Consider the following 19,333-nt stretch of genomic DNA (forward strand, 5'->3'; position numbering starts at 1 on the left):
AGATGCGCGACACCGACGAGGACGTCTTCCGCGCCGCCGAAGAACTCGGCATCGACCTGTCCCGGCGCGAGCCGAGCAGCGTCGAGGAGATCTGACGGCTCGCGCACGCGGCCCGCGCCTCCTCTCCGGCGCGGGCCCGGCGTACCGGTCCGTACCGTGAGTTCCGGAGGACACGATGAACGACGAGACGGCCGCGCTGCTCTTCGAGGTGGTCGAACGTCTCCAGCGGAGCATCGCGGCCCGCCACTGCCCGGCGGTCGCGGCCCTCGAAGGCGAGCGGCGGCTCGTGCTCAGCGACTACGACTATCTCCGCGACCCGCGGTCGGCCGTCTCGTTCGAGACGCGGGCGGCCGCCAGGGCTCGGGAGATCAGGGCGACGCGATGGGTCCTCGCCGTCCCCCTGGTCTGGGTCACCGCCTCCGGCACCGTCTACAGCCGGGCCGTGTCCAACCACCCGCTCCGCGAGGGCGAACAGGAGACGATCACCTGGATGAGCTTCCACGAGGGCGACGGCGTGGACTACGGCCGGGTCCCCTACGCGCGCCGCCCCGGCGGGGAGCCCGTGTTCGACACCCCGGAGATGTTCGCCGTGGGCGTGCTCCCGGCCCGGGCCATGCCGGGCCACACGCTCCTTCACACGCTCTTCCCGAACGGCTGACCACCCCTGTGGTCCGCCGGCGGCCGGCCTCCACTGCCGGGTCCACGGTTTCGCAGCCATGCTGCGGGGCGCGCGGGGTGGGGACGCAGGCAGGTCATCCGGGCCGGAAAACGACGAGATCCCGTCCGATCGGACGGGATCTCGTCAACACGCTGTCGCTGTGGAGCTATGGGGATTCGAACCCCAGACCTCCTCCATGCCATGGAGGCGCGCTACCAGCTGCGCCATAGCCCCTTGCGTTTCGCACCGCCCAGCGGCACCACGCCAGTGTATAGGACATCGCACCCTGCTCCGTAACCGGCGAGGTGACCGTCGAGGCCGCCGGGACAGGCCCGCCCCGGCGGCCGTACGGTCAGCCGAGCGACAGGGCGCGGGTGATCAGGGTCGCCAGCTCGGACACCGCGGGGTCCTCCGTCGAGGCCGCCAGACGACCGGCGTGTCCGGCCAGCTCCTCGGTCTCGACCCCGGCGACCGGCCTTCCGGTGCGGAGATACTCGGCGAAGGCCGCGGCGACCACGTCCACCTGGAACCGCGGCGACGACTTCTCCCACGGAGAGGAGACCAGGTCGGCCCGTCCGATGGAGCCGCTGACCTCACCCGGGGCGCGGGTGTCGGGGTCCTGCCAGCGCACGGTCGCGGTGGCGAGCTGGCCGGAGGCGCCCTGGCGCAGCCGTACCTCGTACAGGGCCGTCACCGTGTGACCGGGGCCGACCTCGCCGCCGTCCTTGCTGTCGTCACGGAAGTCCTCGGCCGCGATCCGCCTGTTCTCGTAGCCGATCAGGTTGTAGGACTCGACCGTGGCGGGGTTGAACACGACCTGCGCCTTGGCGTCGCGGGCCCGCAGGTCGAGGGTGGCGGCGAGTTGCTCGACGAACACCTTGCGCGCGTCGTCGACCGAGCTGACATAGACGGCGGCGCCGTCCCCGTTGTCGGCGAGCTGCTCCATCAGCTGGTCCCCGTAGTCACGGCCGACCCCGACGCACAGCAGGGTGATCTGCTTGCCCGCGTACTCCTCGACCCGGTCCAGGATGCCCTGCCAGCTGGTGTCGCCGTTGTTGGCCAGGCCGTCGGAGAGCAGGATGACCCGGTTGGTCGCCACCGGCCTGAAGGCCTTCGCCGCCTCCTGATACCCGGTGGTCAGCCCCGCCTCCAGGTTCGTCGAGGCCTGTACGGCCAGCCGCTCGACGGCCGCGTCCAGCTCCTGCCGTTCGGTCGCGGGGGTCATGGACAGCACGACCTGGGCCTGGTCGCTGAAGGCGACGATGGAGATCTTGTCCCCGGGCCCGAGCTGTCCGATGAGCCGGTGCAGCGCCTCACGGACCAGGTCGAGTCTGCCGGGTTCGCCCATCGAGCCGGAGACGTCGACCACGAAGGTCAGGTTCGCCGGGCGTCGTTCCCGTGACTGCGCCTGACGGGTGCGCAGACCGACCCTGAGCAGCGCCGTACCGTTGCCGGGCATCCGTGCGCCGTCCAGCTGTACGGAGAAACCGTCGTCCTCGGGTTCCCGGTAGTCCTGGCGGAAGGAGTTGACGAACTCCTCCGGTCTCACCCTGTCCCGCTCCGGGAGTCTGCCCTCCCCGATGACGCGTCTGGCGTAGTCGTAGGAGGCGGTGTCCACGTCGAGGGCGAAGGTGGAGATCTGGTCGACGGTGGTGTCGTTCATGTCCTTGGACGTGCCGGTGTCATTCTCGCGTTCCTCGGGTGCCTGGGCGTTCGCGTCGCCCCTGGGCTGGGTGCTGGGCGACCTATTCGCCGAGCTCCCGCAGGCGGCCGTGACCCACAGGGCGAGGACGGCCAGGACGACGGCGAGCGTGCGTGGTTTCATGTTCGCCTCCACAGAGATTCACAGGGATTCGCCGTGATTTATCTGGATTTGCATGGATTCACGGGGACTCGCGGGATTCGCGCGCCATCCCGTACGACGACCCCCTCATGACCTGGGCCTGGCGCTTGACCCAAGCGAGCGCAAACCGTGCCCGGCGCGTGATCGGCCTCTCCCCGCTCGACACCTCAAGTGACCACACGTTTTCCTCATTAATCAGGCTTCGTGCGGAAAAAAGGGGACATAGGATTCGGGATCATGCGCGTGTATCTCGGACTGGCGGCCAAGCGTCCCGAAGCCGGAATTCCCGAGGCGGTGCTGCACACGGTGCGCGCCTCGATCGAGACCGCCTTCCCCGTCCCGGCCGAGGTCATCAGACCCCGCGAGTGGCACAGGCCCGGCGTCAGCCTGTTCGCCTGGACCAACGAGCCCGACGACTCCCGGACTCCCCCGCTGCTGGCCACCGGCCACGACAGGGTGACCGGGGTCAACGGCAACCTGGCCGTGCCCGGCGACGTCGACCGGCTCGCGGGCGCCCCCGAACTGAGCGCCGAGGCGGTCGGCGGCTGCTTCTCGGTCTTCCGCGCGACCGGTACCGAACTGGCCGCCGCGACCGCGATCCACCGGGTCTGCCCGGTCTACTACGCCGAGACCCCGGACGTGCACGTGATCGGCAGCAGGGCTCTGCTGGTCAGCCTGGCCGCCTTCGGCGAGCGGATCGAGTGGGACGTGCTCGCCCTGCAGTCGATGATCCGGCAGGGCTACTTCCTGTCCGACGAGACGCCCTACCGGGGGGTCAGCGCGCTGCCGCCCTCCTCGACCGTCACCGTCAGGGGCGGCAGCCGTACGGTCACCGAGGCGCCGCTGCCGGTCGCCGTCGCCGCGCCGTCCTCGGCCAGGCGGCGCAGGGCCCTCATCGGGGGGCTGGCCGACGCCCTGCTGACCTCGGTCGAGCCGCTGCGCGCGGCGGGCGAGCCGGTCAACCTCGCCCTCACCGGCGGCCGGGACAGCAGGCTGGCCGCCGCGGTGCTGCACGCGGCGGGGATTCCGCTGCGCGCGACCACGAACGGCCTCGACAGCCACCCCGACGTGATCCTCGCCGGGCGGATCGCCGGGGCGCTCGGCGTCGAGCACACGGTCATCCCCCCGGCGCGCACCGAGCGCAGGGACGCCGTCCTGGTCGAGCACCCGCTCGCCAGGACCTACGAGACACTGCGGACCTGCGAGGGGATGACCTCGGCCTACGAGTCGATCGTCGGCTACCTGCCGTACAATGCCAGGCCGACCATGTCGGGGCAGAGCGGGGAGGTGTTGCGCGCGGGCAGCTTCCTGCTGCTCCAGAGCGACCTGAGTCCCAAGGCACTGCGGCGCCGGATCGACACCACCTTCATGCGGGACAAGGCCCTGTTCAGCGCCGAGGCCAACGACCACGCCCGTGAACTGGCCCGCCCCTGGCAGGAGCGCGAGGGGGTCGAGGCCCTCGACCAGATGTACGTCTTCTACCGGATCGGCCGCTGGCAGGCCGGTTCAAGGGCGGGATCGCAGCGCCGGGGCGACCCGGTCTGGCCCTTCCTCGACAACCGGGTGGTGCGCGCGGCCCTCGGGCTCGACCAGGCGTGGCGGCTGTCGGAGGAGGTCGTCCACGAGCTCATCACGACCTTCGCCCCGAAACTTCGCCACATCCCCATCGAGGGCAAGCCGTGGCGCTTCACCGCCGACAGGCGCTACTACCCCTGGCAGCGTAAGCCGGGATTCCTGACGGCTCCGAAGACCGGGGGCGGCTGGAGCTGGCGCACCAGCCCGGGTGAGGCGCTGAGCGGCGTGCTGCGCGACCACATCCTGGAGCACCTCGACCTGCTGGCCCCGATCGTCTCCCCCGACGAGGTCCGCAAGCTGTTCGCCGCGCCCGTGGTCACCAAGCCCGCCCAGGTCTGGCATCTCTACACGGTGGCCACGATGCTGTCGGGCGCGTACCCGGGCAAGGCCCCCGAGGGACTCGACGAGATCCACGTCCAGGTCCCCTCCTGACCCGGCTACGTAAAATCACCCCTAGACAGCGGAGAGTTTTCCTACAACATTAGTGGGATATTGATCTCGGCCTAGGAGTTCCCGTGGCACTCATTCAGCCCGATCCCACCTTCTATCCGTCGGCCCGTGACGCCATGCAGGCGCCTCGGGAGGAGCTCGCCTACGTCGCCCTGCTGGACGCCGAAGGGCAGGGCCGTCCCGACGGGCTCGCCACGATCGACCTGTCGGACGGGTCGATCGTCAGCGTCGGCGACATGCCCCACGCGGGCGACGAGCTCCACCACTTCGGGTGGAACGTCTGCAGCGCCGCCCTGTGCCCGTACGCCCCGCACCCGCACGTCGAGCGGCGCTACCTGGTCCTGCCGGGACTGCGCTCCAGCAGGATCTACGTGTTCGACGTCAAGGACGACCCCCGGCGGCCCAGGCTCGTCAAGACGATCGAGCCGGAGACCGTATTCGACAAGACCGGCTACAGCCGCCCGCACACCGTCCACTGCGGCACCGACGCGATCTACGTCAGCGCGCTCGGCAACGTGGACGGCGACGCGCCCGGCGGCGTCTTCACCCTCGACCACGACACCTTCGAGCCCAAGGGCCGCTGGGAGGTCGACCGGGGCCCGCAGGAGCTGCACTACGACTTCTGGTGGCACCTCGGCCACGACACGATGATCACCAGTGAGTGGGGCACCCCCAACCAGATCGAGGCGGGCCCCTCGCTCGACCTGCTGGTCGGCAGGAAGTACGGCCACAAGCTGCACGTCTGGGACCTGACCAAGCGCAGGCACCTGCAGGAGATCGACCTCGGGGACCAGCACCAGATGGCCCTCGAACTGCGTCCCGCGCACGACCCGTCCAAGACCCACGGCTTCGTCAACACGGTCATCAGCGTCGAGGACCTGTCGGCCGGCATCTTCACGTGGTACCAGGACAACGGGGTCTGGAAGGCGGAGAAGGTCATCACCATCCCCGCCGAGCCCGCCGAGCCCGAGCTGCTGCCCGAGCCGCTCAAGCAGTTCGGAGCGGTTCCGCCGCTGGTGACCGACATCTCGCTGACCCTCGACGACCGCATCCTGCTGGTCTCCTGCTGGGGCACGGGCGAGTTGAAGGCCTACGACGTCTCCGACCCGTTCTCCCCCCGCGAGACCGGTTCGGTGCGCCTCGGCGGCATCGTCGGCAGGACCCCGCACCCGGCGCGCCAGGGACGGGCGCTGAACGGCGGCCCGCAGATGGTCGAGGCCAGCAGGGACGGCCGGCGGGTCTACTTCTCCAACTCGCTCTACCGCTCCTGGGACGACGTCTTCTACCCCGACGGCATCTCCAGCTGGATCGCCAAGGTGGACATCGGCGACGACGGCTCGCTCTCCCTCGACGAGGGCTTCTTCGTCGACTTCGCCGCCGACGGCCGCCGGGCACACCAGATCAGGCTGCAGGGAGGCGACTCCTCCTCCGACTCCTACTGCTTCCCCTCCTGATCCCCGCGACGACCGCAGAAAGGAGTCGGCCTCCTCCATGAACGCTCTTGCGGGCCCCGCCCCGAAGAACAGGACGGAGCGCGCGAGATGGACCTGACGTCCGTGCTGGTCCTGGCCGGTCTCGGCGCCTTCCACGGCCTGAACCCGGCCATGGGCTGGCTGTTCGCCGTCGCCCTCGGCCTGCAGGAACGCTCGCGCTCCGCGGTGCTGCGCGCCCTGCCGCCCATCGTGCTCGGCCACGCGGGCTCGGTGCTGGTCACGCTCGCGCTGGTGTCCCTCGCGCGGCTGGCCGTGCCTCCCAGGGCCGTCTCCTACGGCGTGGCGGCCGTGGTGTGCGGGTTCGGGATCTGGCGGATCGTACGGCGGCGCCACCCCCGCTGGGTCGGCATGCGGGTGAACCGGTGGCAGCTCGCCGGGTGGTCGTTCCTGATGGCCACCGCGCACGGGGCGGGCCTGATGGTGCTCCCGGTCACCCTGCGCGGTGGCCACGGCGCCGCCGTACTGGCCTCGCAGAGTCTGCTGGCCACGGCGGTCCACACCCTTGCGATGCTGACGACGGTCACGGCCGTCGCCCTGCTGGTCTACGAGAAACTGGGGGTGGCGGTGCTGCGCAAGGCGTGGTTCAACCTCGACCTCGCCTGGGCCGTGGCCCTCGTCGGCGCCGGGGCCTTCGCCGCCCTCACCTGACACGTTTGACCCTGACACCGTGTGAGCCCGTACACCTGGAACCATCATGTTCAGCATCGGAGACTTCGCCCAGCTCGGCCGCGTTTCGGTACGCATGCTGCGCCACTACGACGCGCTCGGGCTGCTGCGGCCCGCCCACGTCGATCCGGCCAGCGGCTACCGCTTCTACCACGCGGCGCAGCTCTCGCGCCTCAACCGCGTCATCGCGTTGAAGGACCTGGGCCTCACCCTGCAGCAGGTGAGCTCGATCCTCGACGAGAAGGTGACCGTGGCCGAACTCCACGGCATGGTACGGCTGCGCCGTGCGGAGCTTGAGGAGCGGATCGCCGCGGACACCGCGCGGCTGCTGCGGATCGAGGCGAGGCTCCGGACGATGGAGAGGGAGGGCCACATGGCCGTCGAAGAGGTCGTCGTCAAGCGTGTCCCGCCGGTGCGGCTGGCGGAGGTCAGCGCCGTCGCGGCGAGCTACGACAGTGAGGAGATCGGCCCCGTCATCAAGCCCCTGTACGAGGAGTTGTTCCAGCGCCTCGAAAGGGCGGGGGTCGCACCGTCCGGGTACGGCATCGCCCACTACGAACCCGTCCAGGACGGCTCGGTGGTCGTGCACGCCGGAGTCGAGGTGACGGCCCAGCCGTCCCCGGGGCACGACTTCGAGATCGTGGACCTGCCCGAGATCGGGACGGCCGCGACCATCGTCCACCGGGGGTCGATGGACCACGTCGACTCGACCTACCAGATCCTGGCCCACTGGGTCGAGGAGCACGGCTACCGCAGTCTGGGCCTGGCCAGGGAGATCAGCCTTGAGTGCCCGGCCGACCACGAGAAATGGGTGACGGAGATCCAGCTCGCCGTGGCGGCCGGGTAGCCCTGACCCGGTTCGTCCAAGAAGGGGATTCGTCGCCCACCTGGACGGATCCCCTTCTCCACGGTGACGCCGATCCCGGTCCTAGATCCACGCGCCCGCGGCGACCAGCGGCGCCAGCGCCAGGACGGTCCAGGCGAACCAGCGCCGGATCCGGTCGGCGGGCAGCCGCGTGGCCAGGCGCCCGGCGACCAGCGAGGTGAGCAGCGCCCCACCGGCGAAGAGCAGCACCAGGCCGTAGTCCAGCCGCGTGCCCACGTGCCCGGCGAACCCCGCCACCGAGTTGACCGCGACGACGACCAGCGAGGTCCCCACCGCATCGGTCGCGGTCAGGCCGAGGAGCAGGGTCAGGGCGGGGACGACGGCGAACCCCCCTCCGACGCCGAACACCCCGGTCAGCACCCCGACACCGCCTCCCGCGGCCAGCGCCCTCGGCAGGCACCGGCGGCGGTTCACCCGCCCCGCCGTGGTACGGCAGGCACCGCCGGTCGACTCCGCGTCGCGCAGCATCCGCACGGCGACCACGACCATGATGACCGCGAACGCGGGCAGCAGCAGTTCGCCGGGCAGCCCACGGCCGAGTACCGCCCCGGCGAGGGCGGCAGGCACGCCTCCCGCGGCGAACACCGCCGCGACGCTCCAGCGGACCTGTCCCCGGCGCAGGCGTGGGACGAGCGCCCCCACGCTGGAGATCGCCACAACCGCCAGCGAGGTCGGGACGGCCACCGCCACCGGCTGGCCCGCGCCGTAGACCAGCACCGGCACGGCCAGCACCGAGCCACCCGCGCCGAGCAGTCCCAGGCTGACGCCCACGACCACCGCGCCGGCCAGCACCAGGGCCACGGTGAGAGTCATCGCCGACAGGCCCGCGCGAGCGCGGCGGCGGGATCACCGGCACCGGCCCTGTTGTACGGCAGGCGGGCCAGCAGCATGCCCATCATGCAGTTGTCACTGGCTCCCGCGTAGCCGAGCCCCGCGCCGACGAACGCCGTGACGAACAGGGCCGGTGCCCACCAGAGGCTCAGCGTGACGGAGCCGAGGACCAGCAGCCCCGCGACCAGGCGGACCTGCCTCTCCAGGCTCCAGCGGCGCCGTCCCCGGTTGACGGGCGCTCCCGAGGTGATCCAGGCGTTCAGCCCGCCGGTCATGACGGCCGTCCCGCGCAGCCCGGCGGCGGTGAGCTTGTCCTGGGCCGTCCTGGCTCGTCCGCCGGACTGGCAGACGAGCACGCTCCGGCCGGTCATCGCGCCGGCCAGTTGCGGCAGATACGCCTCCAGCCGGTCGAGGGGCACATTGACGGACCCGTCGATGTGCGCGCTCTCGAACTCGGCGGGGGTTCGCACGTCCAGCAGCAGCACGGCGCCTTCGGTCTCCCGGGCCGCGGTCAGCGCCCGGACGGTGGCCACGTCGACGGCGTTCACCGCGCCTCCCCCTTTCCGGCCAGGGCCGCCGCCACCTGCGAGGCGCCCGCGTCGCCGAGCACGACCGGGTGCAGGCCGTGGCGGGTGAGGACGGTGGCGGCGATCGAGGCCCGGCGGCCCGAGCCGCAGACGACCAGCACCTGCCGCTCGCCCCGCAGCTGTTCGGGGACACCCTGGGTGAGCAGGTCCGGCAGGAATCGCTCGACGGCGCCGGGCAGCGGGTCGGCCCGCCGTTCACCGGGCATGCGCACGTCCAGCACCCGGGCTCCGGGCATCCTTTCGAGGAAGTCGGTCAGGCCGAGCAGCTCGAAGCCGGCGCTCGCGTGCCCGCCGAGGTCGCGGACGACGCCGCGCACGTCGTCGACGCCGATCCTGGCCAGCTGGGTGAGGGCCTCGGTGACGTCCTGATCGGGTTCCGCCACCAGCACGATCGGTTCTCCGTACGGCACCAGCCAGCCCGCCCAGCTGCCGAAGTCGTCGCCGGGCGCGATGCCGGTCGATCCCGGCAGGAACCCCGCCGCCTGCACCGCACGCGGGCGGACGTCCACGACGTGCGCGTCTTCGGGGATCTCCTCGACCGTTGTCTCCGGCGGACGCAGGGCCGGCATGGCGGGCGCTCCGAGAAGGTTGGCCGGTCCCATGTGGGCGTAGAAGGCCGGGATGGGCATCGGCGCGGCCAGCAGTTCGTCGGCGAAGGCCTCGGCGTCGGGCAGCGCGAGCAGCGGGTTGTCCCGTCGCTCGTCGGCGATCGTGGAGGTGTGGCGGCCGACGCCGGACACGCTGCAGAAGGATCCCTCGCCGTGCGTCGGGAACAGGTCCACCTCACCGGGCAGCGCGGCCAGCCGGTGCAGCGAGCCGTACTGCAGCCTGGCCAGAGTGCGGGCGCGCTCGGGTCCGAGCAGGTCAGGCCGCCCTGCGGAGGAGACCAGCAGGCTGCCGCCGGAGAAGACCGCGACGGGCTCGCCGTCGATCAGCACCAGATAGCCGGTGTGCTCCGGCGTGTGGCCGGGCGTGTGCATCGGGCGGATGGTCAGACCGCCCCCACCGTCGATGTCCTCCAGATGGAAGGCCGGGGTGTGCGGGTACGCCGCCGCGGCGGCCGCCGGGAGCACCAGCTCGGCGCCGGTGCGCAGCGCCGCCTGTCCGCCTCCCGAGACGTAGTCGTTGTGCAGGTGGGTCTCCAGCACGAAGCGCAGCTCGACGTCGCGTTCGGCGGCCACGTCCAGGAAGCGGCCGATGTCGCGTTGTGGATCGACCAGGACACCGCGCCCCTCGTGGACGAGCAGGTGACTCTGGTCGCCGAGACCGGGCGTGCGGAACGAGATGACCTCCATCGTGGTCCTTCCTTTGGTAAATACCCCAGGGGGTATCAGTGAGACATGAGAGGGGCCAGGTACCCCCGGGGGTATATGCGGGACACACGGCGAGCGGGTGCCCCAACCGCTCGCCGCCCTTCGGTTCAGGCCAGGGCCAGGAAGAGCTTCTCCAGTTCCTCGACCCTCATCGGAGCCTCCTCACCACGGGCCTGGGCGTCCTGGCAGCATTTCAGGCCACTGGCCACGATCTTGAACCCCGCCCGGTCGAGCGCCTTGGACACGGCCGCGAGCTGGGTCAGGACCTTCACGCAGTCCTCCCCCGCCTCGATCATCGAGATCACACCCGCGAGTTGCCCATGGGCACGGCGCAGCCGTGTCACGGCGTCGCCCACCATCGATTCCGTCAGCTCCATACCCCCTAGGGTATGTATGGGTGTCCGTTTCGGCAAATCAGCGCATGTCAACGGCCGAAACTCCCGTTAGGAACGGCGTGGGTCGTAGTTCCGGAACTCGATCAGGCGGACATTGCTCTCCGGCAGCAGGGGCACCCCGCTGCCGGAGTCCAGCACCACCCGGCGCCCCAGGGGCTCGTGCAACGTGACGTCGATCCGGCCGGCCCTGTTGACGTCGGGGCAGATCCTCACGTCGTCGTCGTCCCGGACGTCGACGTCCACGACCACCGCCTCGGGCGTCTCGTGGACACGCGAGCCGTACGTCGTGTCGCAGTCGCCGTGCAGGTAGCTCAGCCGGAGCTCGGTCGGCGCGCTCGCCTCGTAGGTGTCCACCTCCTGGATCCCGTCGTCCAGCGGCCGGGGCGGCCCGCCCATCGCGGCCGGGTCGACCGCCACCCGCCGGAACGGCTCCGGCACGCCCCGCACGGTGAAGTCCCACGTCGGAACCCGTACCTCTCCCCTGCTGCTGGGCACCGTGGCCTCGCCCCGCGCCACCGCGACCACGCTCAACGGCCGGCAGCCCTCGGCCGGGCACTTCTCGTCGGCGAAGGACTTGGGCTTGCTCAGCCCCGCGTAGGCGGCCTCCGCCGTCAGGACCGGCACCTCCAGCGAGCCTCCGTCGGCCCAGCGCAACCTCGCCGGGGCGGGCGTCCCGGACGGCGGTTCGGTCTCCAGCCTCCAGACGCTGTTGATCGCGCTCCGTCCGACCCAGCGGGGTGTGCGCCTCCAGTCCGGCTCCAGGGTCAGGTTCCGCAGCGGGACGAACCCCGAGACCCAGGCCTCCCGCTCCGCCGAGCCCCGCCAGTGTTCGACGACCTCGCGGGCACGGGCGGCGAACTCGTCGTCGGTGACCGGCGCGTGTCCGGGACCGCAGGCCGTCACGAGCACGACGAGCAGCGCGATCGGGAGCAATCTCATGATCAGTAGACGCGCGACTGGGATGACCGGTTCGCCCCGCGAACGACTGTTACGGTGCTCCCCATGACGCACCCCGACCCCCTGCTCGGCCTCATCCACCGCACTCCGGCCGCCGCCGAACTGCTGACCTGGCCGTTCGACTTCGACGTCTCCCGCACCGACCACGTCGAGAAGGTGACGCTGCAGTCCGGACAGACCCTTGAGGCGGTCGCCGGTGACGGCGCGGGCGGGACGTACTTCCTCTGCGGGGACGCGGCCGGGCGGCGGCCGGTGCTCTACGCCGACTCCGAGGGGCAGGCCGGGCTGATCGGCGGTGACCTGACCTCCGCGATCCAGCTGATCGTGCGGGTCCCGTACTGGAGGGACTGTGTCTGGCGCGTCTCCGGCGGGCTCGAAGCGATGTCGTCGGTGGTTCCGGAGCTGGAGGAGGAGTACGCCGACCACGACATCGACCTCGACGCGTGCCGTACCTCGCTGACCGGACTGCTCGGGCTGCGCCTCCCGTCGACGACGGACGCGCTGACCCTCCTCATGGAGACGGTGGCATCGCCCGGCTTCGTCCTGCTCAACGAGTGGGGAGGCGCCTACGAACCGATCAGCGGGTGACCCCGGACCCCGCCAGTCCCTTCGAACCGCCCTGGGCCGAGGCTGAACACGGCCCGACCGGGTCCTACCGGCTCACGCTTGGCGGAGCGATCCGTGAGATCGTCCCCGGGGTTCGCGGCGGTCCCAGCGAGACGGCGGCCCCGGCGCACCGGTCTCCTTGCTCGGCTCGCCTCCGAAACCGCGCTGGTTGAGCGTCCGGCGGCCCCGAACCCCCCGGTGCCCGGCCTGCGACCACTGTGACGGTCTTTCGCACACGCCCTGCCGGACGTCGTCGCCACCGCACGATTACTCGAAATCGACCACATGACCGCTCCCCCGCCCGGCTACGGCCGGAGAAATACTTCGGGTTCGGATTTGGCAGCCGACCGTCCATGTATGGCAGAAAAGCTCCTGGATCGGCCGGTCGCACATAATTATGATTTCGATAAATCACCGACCCGAGGGAAGCGAAATGGTTCGTATGTTCAGAGCCGCGGGCGATCTTATGCTCATGATGGCGGCGCCGCGGGCCGAGGCGTCCGCCGACCCGACATATCTGCAGTGTTACTGCAATGACACGTGCGGGCTGATGCAGCGGATCTGCGGCCCCAGCGGCTGCAGCGACTGGTACCTCGCCGGAGGGTGCACCAAGCCGACCGGCGTCTACTCCTGCTGAGGTTTACCCAGCTCAAACCCCTGGAGGTTCACATGACTCGTCTGCTGAACAGGGTCGGGGACACACTCCTCTCCCTGACCGCCCCCCGGGCCGAGGCGTCCGCCGACCCGACATATCTGCGGTGCACCTGCAAGAACTGCGAACTCTGGCAGCAGATCTGCGGCCCCGGCGGCTGCAGCGACTGGTACCGCATCGGGACGTGTACCGCCGGAGGCTGCGATCACGGACCGTGGTTCTGCTGAACGGCGAATCCCGTGACGGCACGCATTTCCTCTGAAATGTTCCCGCAATCACACCGCCCCCGTTCAGCGGGAGGCTCGTGATATCGGTGGCATATTTGAGTTTCATATGCCGCCTGTCTCTCGCCCTGGTTCTCCTCGCCGCCGTCGCCGGTAAGTTACGCGGGCGAGGTGATCTGGCGCGGTTCCGCGCCGCGGTCGGTGAGTTCGGTGTGGCCCCGCGCTGGAGTTCCGCCGTCTCGGGTGCGGTGATCGCGGGCGAACTGGTCTCCGCGTCGCTGATGCTGATCGACGCCACCGCTCCCGTGGGCCTGGGACTCGCCGCGATGTTGCTGGCGGCCTTCACGGGAGCGATCGGCTCGGCCGTACGGCGGGGCGCGACGACGAGCTGCCGGTGCTTCGGCGCGTCCGATCAGCCCTTGGGTGTGCGGCACGTGGTGCGCAACGTGATCCTCCTGTCCGTCGCGGCGGCGGGCATGGCGGGGACCCTCCTGGCTTCCGGCGGACTCGACGTGACCGCCATGCTCCTCTCCGGTTTCGTGGCCGTCGTCCTGGCCACGCTGGTCATCGCCTACGACGACCTCGTGGCGCTGATCCTTGTCCGCTGAACGTCCGCTGAATTCTCTTGCAGGTCCTCTCAGGCTGGGAGTGTCGATGGATGCCGTACTGATCGCCGCTGTGGTCGTCGTCGGTTTTCTGGGCTTGCTCAACTTGCTGCTGTCGCTCGCGGTCCTGCGCCGGTTACGGGACCACGAGGCGAAATGGGCACGGGCCGGCCTCGACCGGCTCGTGGAGCGCAGGTCGTCGCCGGAGTCCGGATACCGCGTCGCCGACTTCGAGGCGACGGCGCTCGACGGCGCCACCGTGTCCCTGCGCGATCTGAGAACTCCCCTGTTCACGGGCTTCTTCTCCACGGGGTGCCCGTCCTGCCGGGAGGAGGTTCCCCGTTTCGTCGAGTACGCCGCCGCCATGCCCGGCGGCCCGGAGCGGAAACTGGTGGTCGTCTCCGGCACCCTGGAACAGGGCGCCGACATCATCGACGCCGTAGGCCGGGTGGCGCGGGTGGTCGTGGAGCCGCAGGACGGTCCGGTGACCGGCGCGTTCGGCGTACAGGGCTCACCCACGTTCGTCCTGCTCGACCGGGACGGCACCGTGCGCACGAGCGCGGTGAGCGTCCGCGAACTGGCCTCACCCCAGGTCCCCGCGCGGTGACGAGCGGACTCGGCCTCACCGCCGGCCACGTCGGCGGTGAGGCGACCTGGCGGGAGAGAGCGGTCGCCGCCCTGGGCGTCGCGTGGCACGCCGGACCGGCCCTGCTGCTGACCTATCTGACCGCCGCGCTCGTCACGGGCGCCGCGCCGGTCGGCGTCGCCTGGCTGACCAAGTACGTTCTGGACGGGCTGTCGGCCGAGCGGGTGCCCGTCGGCCGGTTGGTGACACAGGCCGTCCTGCTGGCGTGCCTGGGACTGCTCACGGCGACGCTGCCGTTCCTCTCCCGGTACGTGCAGGCGGAGCTTGGCCGGAGCATCCGGTTCCGCACCCGGGACCGGCTGTATGAGGCGCTGTCTCGTTTCGAGGGTATGGCCCGGTTCGAGGATCCCGAGTTCCACGACCGCATCGGCCTGGCACGGCAGGCGAGCGGGACGGCGCCGCAGATCGTCCTCGACGCGGCGCTGGGAGGCGTACGCGCCGCCGTCACCATGATCGGGTTCGCCGGAACGCTGCTGGCGGTGCGTCCCGTCATGGCGGGGTTCGTAGTGCTCTCGGCCGTGCCCGCCGTGGTCTCCGAGCTGGCCCTGAGCCGCAGGCGCGGTGAGATGCTCTGGACGACCAGCCCCAACGCGCGCCGGGAGTTGTTCTACTCCCAGCTCATGACCGACCGCGCGGCGGCCAAGGAGATCCGGCTGTTCGGCCTGGGCGACTTCATGCGGAAACGGATGCTGGCCGAACTACGACAGGTCAACGGCGCGGAGCACGAACTCGACCGGCGGGCCTTCCGCGCTCAGGTGGGCCTGGCCGCGCTCGCCGCCGCGGTGTCCGGCGGCGGGCTGGTCTGGGCCGTCCAGCTGGCCCGGGTGGGCGAGCTGACCCCGGGCGACGTGGTCGTCTTCGTCGCGGCGGTCGCGGGTGTGCAGTCCGGGCTGTCCGGGCTGATCACGTTACTGGCGAGCGGGCACCAGGGGCTCCTGCAGTTCGGCCACTATCTCACCGTCCTGAACGCGGGACCCGACCTGACGAGGCCGGACTCCCCGCTGCCCGCCCTGCCGCTGAGGGACGCGATCGAGCTGAAGGACGTCTGGTTCCGCTACGACGCCGACAAGCCGTGGGTGCTGCGCGGCGTCGATCTGCGCATCCCCCGCGGTGCCCTGCTCGCCGTGGTCGGCGTGAACGGCGCCGGCAAGAGCACCCTGGTGAAGCTGCTGTGCCGGCTGTACGAGCCCACGCGCGGGACGATCACCTGGGACGGGGTGGACATCCGTCTCATTCCGGTGGCGGAACTGCGTGACCGGATCGGCACGGTCTTCCAGGACCACATGAACTACGACTTCACCGCCGCCGAGAACATCGGCATCGGCGACCTGACGGCGCTGGAGGACCGCGACAGGATCCGCGCCGCCGCGACCGCCGCGGAGGCCCACGAGACCGTCTCGGGCCTGCCGTACGGATATGACACGCTCCTGAGCAGGATTTTCTTCATGAACTCCCGGTCGGACGGCAGGACGGCGGGTGTGACACTGTCCGGCGGCCAGTGGCAGCGGCTCGCCCTCGCGCGCGGCCTCATGCGGGGCAGGCGGGATCTGCTCGTCCTCGACGAGCCCAGCTCGGGCCTGGACGCCGAGGCGGAGCACACGATCCACCGGCGGCTGGTCGAGCACCGGCACGGCGCCACCAGCGTGATCATCTCTCACCGGCTGAACGCCGTCCGGATGGCCGACCGCATCGTCGTCCTCGCCGACGGCCGGATCACCGAACAGGGCACGCACGAGGAACTGATGACCGTGGACGGCGACTACGCCCGGCTCTTCCTCCTGCAGGCGCTGGGTTACGACACCGGGCAGGAACCGCAGGCGGTCTCCTCGTGATCGGACTTCTCACCTCGGTCTCCGTCCTCGCCGCGTTCGCCGTCCTTCTCGCCCGTCTGCGGCGGCGCTGGGTGCTGGTGACCGTGAGCGGCACCAGCATGACGCCCACCCTCCAGCCGGGAGACCGTCTCCTGGTACGGCGGTGCCGCATCACCGGATTGAAGGTCGGCGACATCGTGGTCCTGGAGCCGCCCCGCCCGGTTCACCCAAGGGGCGTCGTCGTCGTCGCGCCCGCACGACCGCGTACACGGTGGAAGGTCAAACGGGTGGTGGCGCTGCCCGGCGACCGGATCCCGGTGTCGGCGCGCGCCGCGTCGGACGGCCGGGAGACCGTCCCGGAGAACTCGCTGATCGTGTTCGGCGACGCCGGCGAGAGTCACGACTCACGTCAGGTCGGCCTGTACTCCGGCGACCGGATCCTCGGCGTGGCCGTCCGCAGGAGAGCCGGGCGGCTCCCGCGGCCGTGATCAGCGGCGGACCGTCACCACCGGACCGCGAAACGCCCCTCGACGGCCTCGCCGTCCCGGAAAGCGAAGATCCCGCCCGATCGGACCGATCAGGCGGGATCTTCGTCGACCACTTCGCTGTGGAGCTATGGGGATTCGAACCCCAGACCTCCTCCATGCCATGGAGGCGCGCTACCAGCTGCGCCATAGCCCCTTGTGTGGTGCAGAAGAAATCTTAGCCGACTTCCGGGACCCCTCGTGCCATCGCGGCGGCGACGAGGGCGACCAGGACGGAGGCGACGGCGCTCACCGCGACGATCGTGAAGGACAGCACGTAGGCGCCGCGGGCGGGGACGGCCGTGCCCGCGACGGTGATCGAGGTCAGCAGCGCGGCCGTCACCGCCCCCGAAGCGCTGCCTCCGATGGAGCGGACCAGGGAGTTGACCCCGCTGGCGATGCCGCTCTGGTCCATCGGCACATGCTGTACGGCCAGCGCCCCGAGGGCCGCGTAGGCGACTCCGAACCCGAGCCCCTGCAGCGTGTTGGCGACGATCAGGTCCGAGACCGAGGCGTTGAAGATCGCGAACCAGCCGAAGGCCGCCGCCGTGATGGCCGCGCCGACGGCCAGGGAACGCGCCGGGCCGAGGCGTCCGGAGATCCGTCCCGCCATGAAGGACGACACCAGCATGGTGACGGTGCTCGGCAGGGCGTAGAGGCCGACGTCGAGGACCGATCCGCCGAAGCCGTACCCGGCCGAGGAGGGGGTCTGGACGAAGCTGGAGACCAGCGTGAAGGAGCCGAACATCGCGAAGCCGAGCAGCAGCGCGGCCAGGTTGGCCGGCAGCGACCGGCGGCCGACGAGCAGGTCGAGACGGACCATCGGCGCCCTGAGCCTGAGCTGGCTGAACACCCACACCGCGCAGACCACCGCGGTGGCCGCGAACAGGGCGACCACCTGGGGGGATCCCCATCCCCAGTCGTTTCCCTTGGACACCGCGAGCAGCAGGCAGACCAGCCAGATCGACAACAGCAACGCGCCGACGAGGTCGAGGCGGCCCCCGGCGCGAGCCCCGCTGTCGTGGGCGCTCAGGGCGATGAGGACGATCGCGACCACGCCGAGTCCGGCGGTGATCCAGAAGACCGGGTGGTGGCTGGGCGTCCGGTCGGCGATGACGCCGGTGACGATCATGCCGAGGTTGCCGCCGATGCCCATGGTCGCGCTGACCACGCCGATCGCGGTCATCACCTTCTGGGCCGGGAAGCTGTCCCTGATCATGCCGATGGCCAGGGGGATCAGCGCCGCGGAGGCTCCCTGCAGGGCACGGCCCACGATCAGCACCGGCAGCGTGAGCGAGACGGCGCAGATCACGGAGCCCAGGACGAGCAGACCGACGGTGAACAGGATCATCCGCTTCTTGCCGTACATGTCCCCCAGGCGGGACAGCAGTGGCGTGGCCACCGCGCCGACGAGCAGCGATGCGGTGAAGACCCAGGCGACCTCGTCGACCGAGACGCCGAAGCCGGCCATCATCCTCGGCAGCAGCGGAATGACCACGGTCTGCTGGACGGAGACGACCATTCCCGCCATGGAGAGGGCGAGCAGGGTGAGCCAGAGCTGTCTGCTCCGGATCGCGGCACCGGATCCGGCGACGGCCACTCCTGCCATGCTCCCCCTCTTTTCCCATCGGCTTGCGGCAATGAGATGGTAAATGCTCGTCAGAAAACGTCATCTACTGGGTCATGTCGCGTCACGGGTGGCGTGATACGCCTTGGGCGCCATGTCCGTGGACTCCCGGGGAGCGCCGCCTTCAGCCCGCGGTGGTGCGCATGGTGAGCTCGGTGCCGTCCTGGGACAGTTCGAAGGACACGGTGACGGCGCCGAGCCGGGAGGTGCTCGGCAGGTGGGTGCCGCCGCACGGAATGGTCACCTCTCCCTCGGGCAGGCCACAGCGCCAGGTACGGCGTGCGGTCAGTTCGCGCCCGGGGCTCTCGATCCGGACCTCGGCGTCGGCCGCGACCCACTCCTTCAGCGTGTCGCAGACCTTCCCGGTGATCTCCGGAAGGCTCTCCTGCAGCCCTTCCGTGACGAAGCCCTTGCGGCGCAGCGACTTGCCGAGGCGATAGACGTCGAGGCTGCCCCCGGGCAGGATTCGCGAGGAGGCGATGGCCGTCTGGTCGAAGTCGGGGTTGCCCAGGCCGTCCGCGGAGATCTCCTTGCGCCACCGGTCTGCCAGCGCCGCGTTGAGCGCGAGCGCGGCGAGGTGGCAGGCGGTGTGCCCCGTGGAGAGCGCGTGACGGTACTCGGCGTCGACGGCGAGTTCGACCTCCCCGTCGGGGACCGGCTCCCGGGTGACGTGGACGACCAGCCAGCTCCACCCGGAGCTGCCGCGCCGTACCGGGATGTCCTCGCCGAGGTGGATCCGCTGCTCGCCGTCGGCCACCGCCCCGGTCACGCAGTCGGTCACCGCGATCCCGGCGATGGTCCCCCGGTCCGCGGGCTGGTCGGGCCAGGTGTGGTCGAGCGGATGGAAGGGGGTCTCGGCCACGACCGTCCCGTGCTCCTCCCCCACGGGGACCCTCGCCACGACTGTGGAGCGGCCCCCGGTCTCCCCCGCCGGATAGCTGACAAGCGTCGATCCCTCGATCACCGTTTCCCCCTTCTGCCCCT

The 19,333-nt window shown here is 70.7% G+C and carries 20 protein-coding genes and 2 tRNA genes; 12 read left to right on the forward strand and 10 right to left on the reverse strand.

Annotated features, from left to right (window positions below; all coding sequences use genetic code 11):
* Window positions 1-175: 175 nt before the first annotated feature.
* Entirely contained in the window at window positions 176-658 is a 483-nt protein-coding gene (locus tag ACFOYY_RS24485) for a hypothetical protein (protein WP_352016313.1), read from the forward strand.
* Window positions 659-819: 161 nt separating this feature from the next.
* Here the strand turns inward: ACFOYY_RS24485 and ACFOYY_RS24490 are convergent.
* Together ACFOYY_RS24490 and ACFOYY_RS24495 are read right to left on the reverse strand one after the other, a co-directional pair.
* A tRNA-Ala gene (locus ACFOYY_RS24490) sits at window positions 820-892 on the reverse strand.
* Between the two features lie 118 nt (window positions 893-1,010).
* Entirely contained in the window at window positions 1,011-2,483 is a 1,473-nt protein-coding gene (locus ACFOYY_RS24495; RefSeq protein ID WP_386192396.1) for a vWA domain-containing protein, read from the reverse strand.
* A gap of 255 nt (window positions 2,484-2,738) precedes the next feature.
* Here ACFOYY_RS24495 and ACFOYY_RS24500 point away from each other — a divergent pair, with 255 nt between their 5' ends.
* The 4 genes from ACFOYY_RS24500 to ACFOYY_RS24515 all read left to right on the forward strand — a co-directional run bounded on the left by ACFOYY_RS24500 (window position 2,739) and on the right by ACFOYY_RS24515 (window position 7,532).
* Complete coding sequence (locus tag ACFOYY_RS24500) at window positions 2,739-4,508, forward strand: asparagine synthase-related protein (RefSeq protein WP_386192399.1); 1,770 nt, start codon at window positions 2,739-2,741, stop codon at window positions 4,506-4,508.
* An 83-nt stretch (window positions 4,509-4,591) separates the two neighbouring features.
* Entirely contained in the window at window positions 4,592-5,980 is a 1,389-nt protein-coding gene (locus tag ACFOYY_RS24505) for a selenium-binding protein SBP56-related protein (protein ID WP_386192402.1), read from the forward strand.
* Between the two features lie 87 nt (window positions 5,981-6,067).
* Window positions 6,068-6,667 carry a hypothetical protein gene (locus ACFOYY_RS24510; RefSeq protein WP_352016317.1) on the forward strand — a complete coding sequence of 200 codons (600 nt, stop codon included), beginning with the start codon at window positions 6,068-6,070 and terminating at the stop codon, window positions 6,665-6,667.
* Between the two features lie 46 nt (window positions 6,668-6,713).
* The gene (locus ACFOYY_RS24515) at window positions 6,714-7,532 is read left to right on the forward strand and encodes a MerR family transcriptional regulator (protein ID WP_386192405.1); all 819 of its coding nucleotides are present in this window, start codon (window positions 6,714-6,716) and stop codon (window positions 7,530-7,532) included.
* A gap of 81 nt (window positions 7,533-7,613) precedes the next feature.
* Here ACFOYY_RS24515 and ACFOYY_RS24520 read toward each other — a convergent pair whose 3' ends face one another.
* From ACFOYY_RS24520 to ACFOYY_RS24540, 5 genes are all read right to left on the reverse strand, one after another.
* Window positions 7,614-8,384, reverse strand: a complete 771-nt coding sequence (locus tag ACFOYY_RS24520) for a sulfite exporter TauE/SafE family protein (RefSeq protein ID WP_352016319.1) — start codon at window positions 8,382-8,384, stop codon at window positions 7,614-7,616.
* Complete coding sequence (locus ACFOYY_RS24525) at window positions 8,381-8,950, reverse strand: rhodanese-like domain-containing protein (RefSeq protein ID WP_352016320.1); 570 nt, start codon at window positions 8,948-8,950, stop codon at window positions 8,381-8,383. Before ACFOYY_RS24525 ends, ACFOYY_RS24520 begins: the two co-directional genes overlap by 4 nt.
* The gene (locus ACFOYY_RS24530) at window positions 8,947-10,284 is read right to left on the reverse strand and encodes an MBL fold metallo-hydrolase (protein ID WP_386192408.1); all 1,338 of its coding nucleotides are present in this window, start codon (window positions 10,282-10,284) and stop codon (window positions 8,947-8,949) included. Before ACFOYY_RS24530 ends, ACFOYY_RS24525 begins: the two co-directional genes overlap by 4 nt.
* Before the next feature lie 125 nt (window positions 10,285-10,409).
* On the reverse strand, window positions 10,410-10,679 hold the full coding sequence (locus ACFOYY_RS24535) for a metal-sensitive transcriptional regulator (RefSeq protein WP_352016322.1): 270 nt from the start codon (window positions 10,677-10,679) through the stop codon (window positions 10,410-10,412).
* Window positions 10,680-10,745: 66 nt separating this feature from the next.
* A complete protein-coding gene (locus ACFOYY_RS24540; protein WP_386192411.1) occupies window positions 10,746-11,636 on the reverse strand; it encodes a hypothetical protein in 891 nt (296 codons plus the stop codon).
* A 63-nt stretch (window positions 11,637-11,699) separates the two neighbouring features.
* Between ACFOYY_RS24540 and ACFOYY_RS24545 the strand changes: the two genes are divergently transcribed.
* The 7 genes from ACFOYY_RS24545 (at window position 11,700) to lepB (ending at window position 16,686) form a co-directional block, all read left to right on the forward strand.
* A complete protein-coding gene (locus tag ACFOYY_RS24545) occupies window positions 11,700-12,242 on the forward strand; it encodes a hypothetical protein (protein ID WP_352016324.1) in 543 nt (180 codons plus the stop codon).
* A gap of 490 nt (window positions 12,243-12,732) precedes the next feature.
* Window positions 12,733-12,897, forward strand: a complete 165-nt coding sequence (locus tag ACFOYY_RS24550) for a hypothetical protein (RefSeq protein WP_362784356.1) — start codon at window positions 12,733-12,735, stop codon at window positions 12,895-12,897.
* Window positions 12,898-12,929: 32 nt separating this feature from the next.
* Entirely contained in the window at window positions 12,930-13,139 is a 210-nt protein-coding gene (locus ACFOYY_RS24555) for a hypothetical protein (protein ID WP_352016326.1), read from the forward strand.
* Window positions 13,140-13,234: 95 nt separating this feature from the next.
* Complete coding sequence (locus ACFOYY_RS24560) at window positions 13,235-13,744, forward strand: MauE/DoxX family redox-associated membrane protein (protein ID WP_352016327.1); 510 nt, start codon at window positions 13,235-13,237, stop codon at window positions 13,742-13,744.
* 46 nt (window positions 13,745-13,790) lie between these two features.
* Window positions 13,791-14,348 (forward strand): TlpA family protein disulfide reductase, encoded by a 558-nt coding sequence (locus ACFOYY_RS24565; RefSeq protein WP_352016328.1) that lies wholly within the window; start codon window positions 13,791-13,793, stop codon window positions 14,346-14,348.
* Window positions 14,345-16,219: an ABC transporter ATP-binding protein gene (locus ACFOYY_RS24570; RefSeq protein ID WP_386192415.1), complete on the forward strand. Its 1,875-nt coding sequence runs from the start codon at window positions 14,345-14,347 to the stop codon at window positions 16,217-16,219. The genes ACFOYY_RS24565 and ACFOYY_RS24570 overlap by 4 nt, the downstream gene beginning before the upstream one ends.
* Window positions 16,216-16,686: a signal peptidase I gene (gene lepB, locus ACFOYY_RS24575; RefSeq protein WP_386192418.1), complete on the forward strand. Its 471-nt coding sequence runs from the start codon at window positions 16,216-16,218 to the stop codon at window positions 16,684-16,686. Before ACFOYY_RS24570 ends, lepB begins: the two co-directional genes overlap by 4 nt.
* 120 nt (window positions 16,687-16,806) lie before the next feature.
* Here the strand turns inward: lepB and ACFOYY_RS24580 are convergent.
* The 3 genes from ACFOYY_RS24580 to ACFOYY_RS24590 all read right to left on the reverse strand — a co-directional run bounded on the left by ACFOYY_RS24580 (window position 16,807) and on the right by ACFOYY_RS24590 (window position 19,313).
* Window positions 16,807-16,879, reverse strand: a tRNA-Ala gene (locus tag ACFOYY_RS24580).
* Between the two features lie 21 nt (window positions 16,880-16,900).
* Window positions 16,901-18,331: an MFS transporter gene (locus tag ACFOYY_RS24585; RefSeq protein WP_386192420.1), complete on the reverse strand. Its 1,431-nt coding sequence runs from the start codon at window positions 18,329-18,331 to the stop codon at window positions 16,901-16,903.
* Between the two features lie 142 nt (window positions 18,332-18,473).
* Entirely contained in the window at window positions 18,474-19,313 is an 840-nt protein-coding gene (locus tag ACFOYY_RS24590) for a metal-dependent hydrolase (protein ID WP_362784369.1), read from the reverse strand.
* Window positions 19,314-19,333: the final 20 nt, after the last annotated feature.

It is taken from the genome of Streptosporangium jomthongense (assembly GCF_042650425.1).
In the GTDB taxonomy this organism is placed as follows: domain Bacteria; phylum Actinomycetota; class Actinomycetes; order Streptosporangiales; family Streptosporangiaceae; genus Streptosporangium.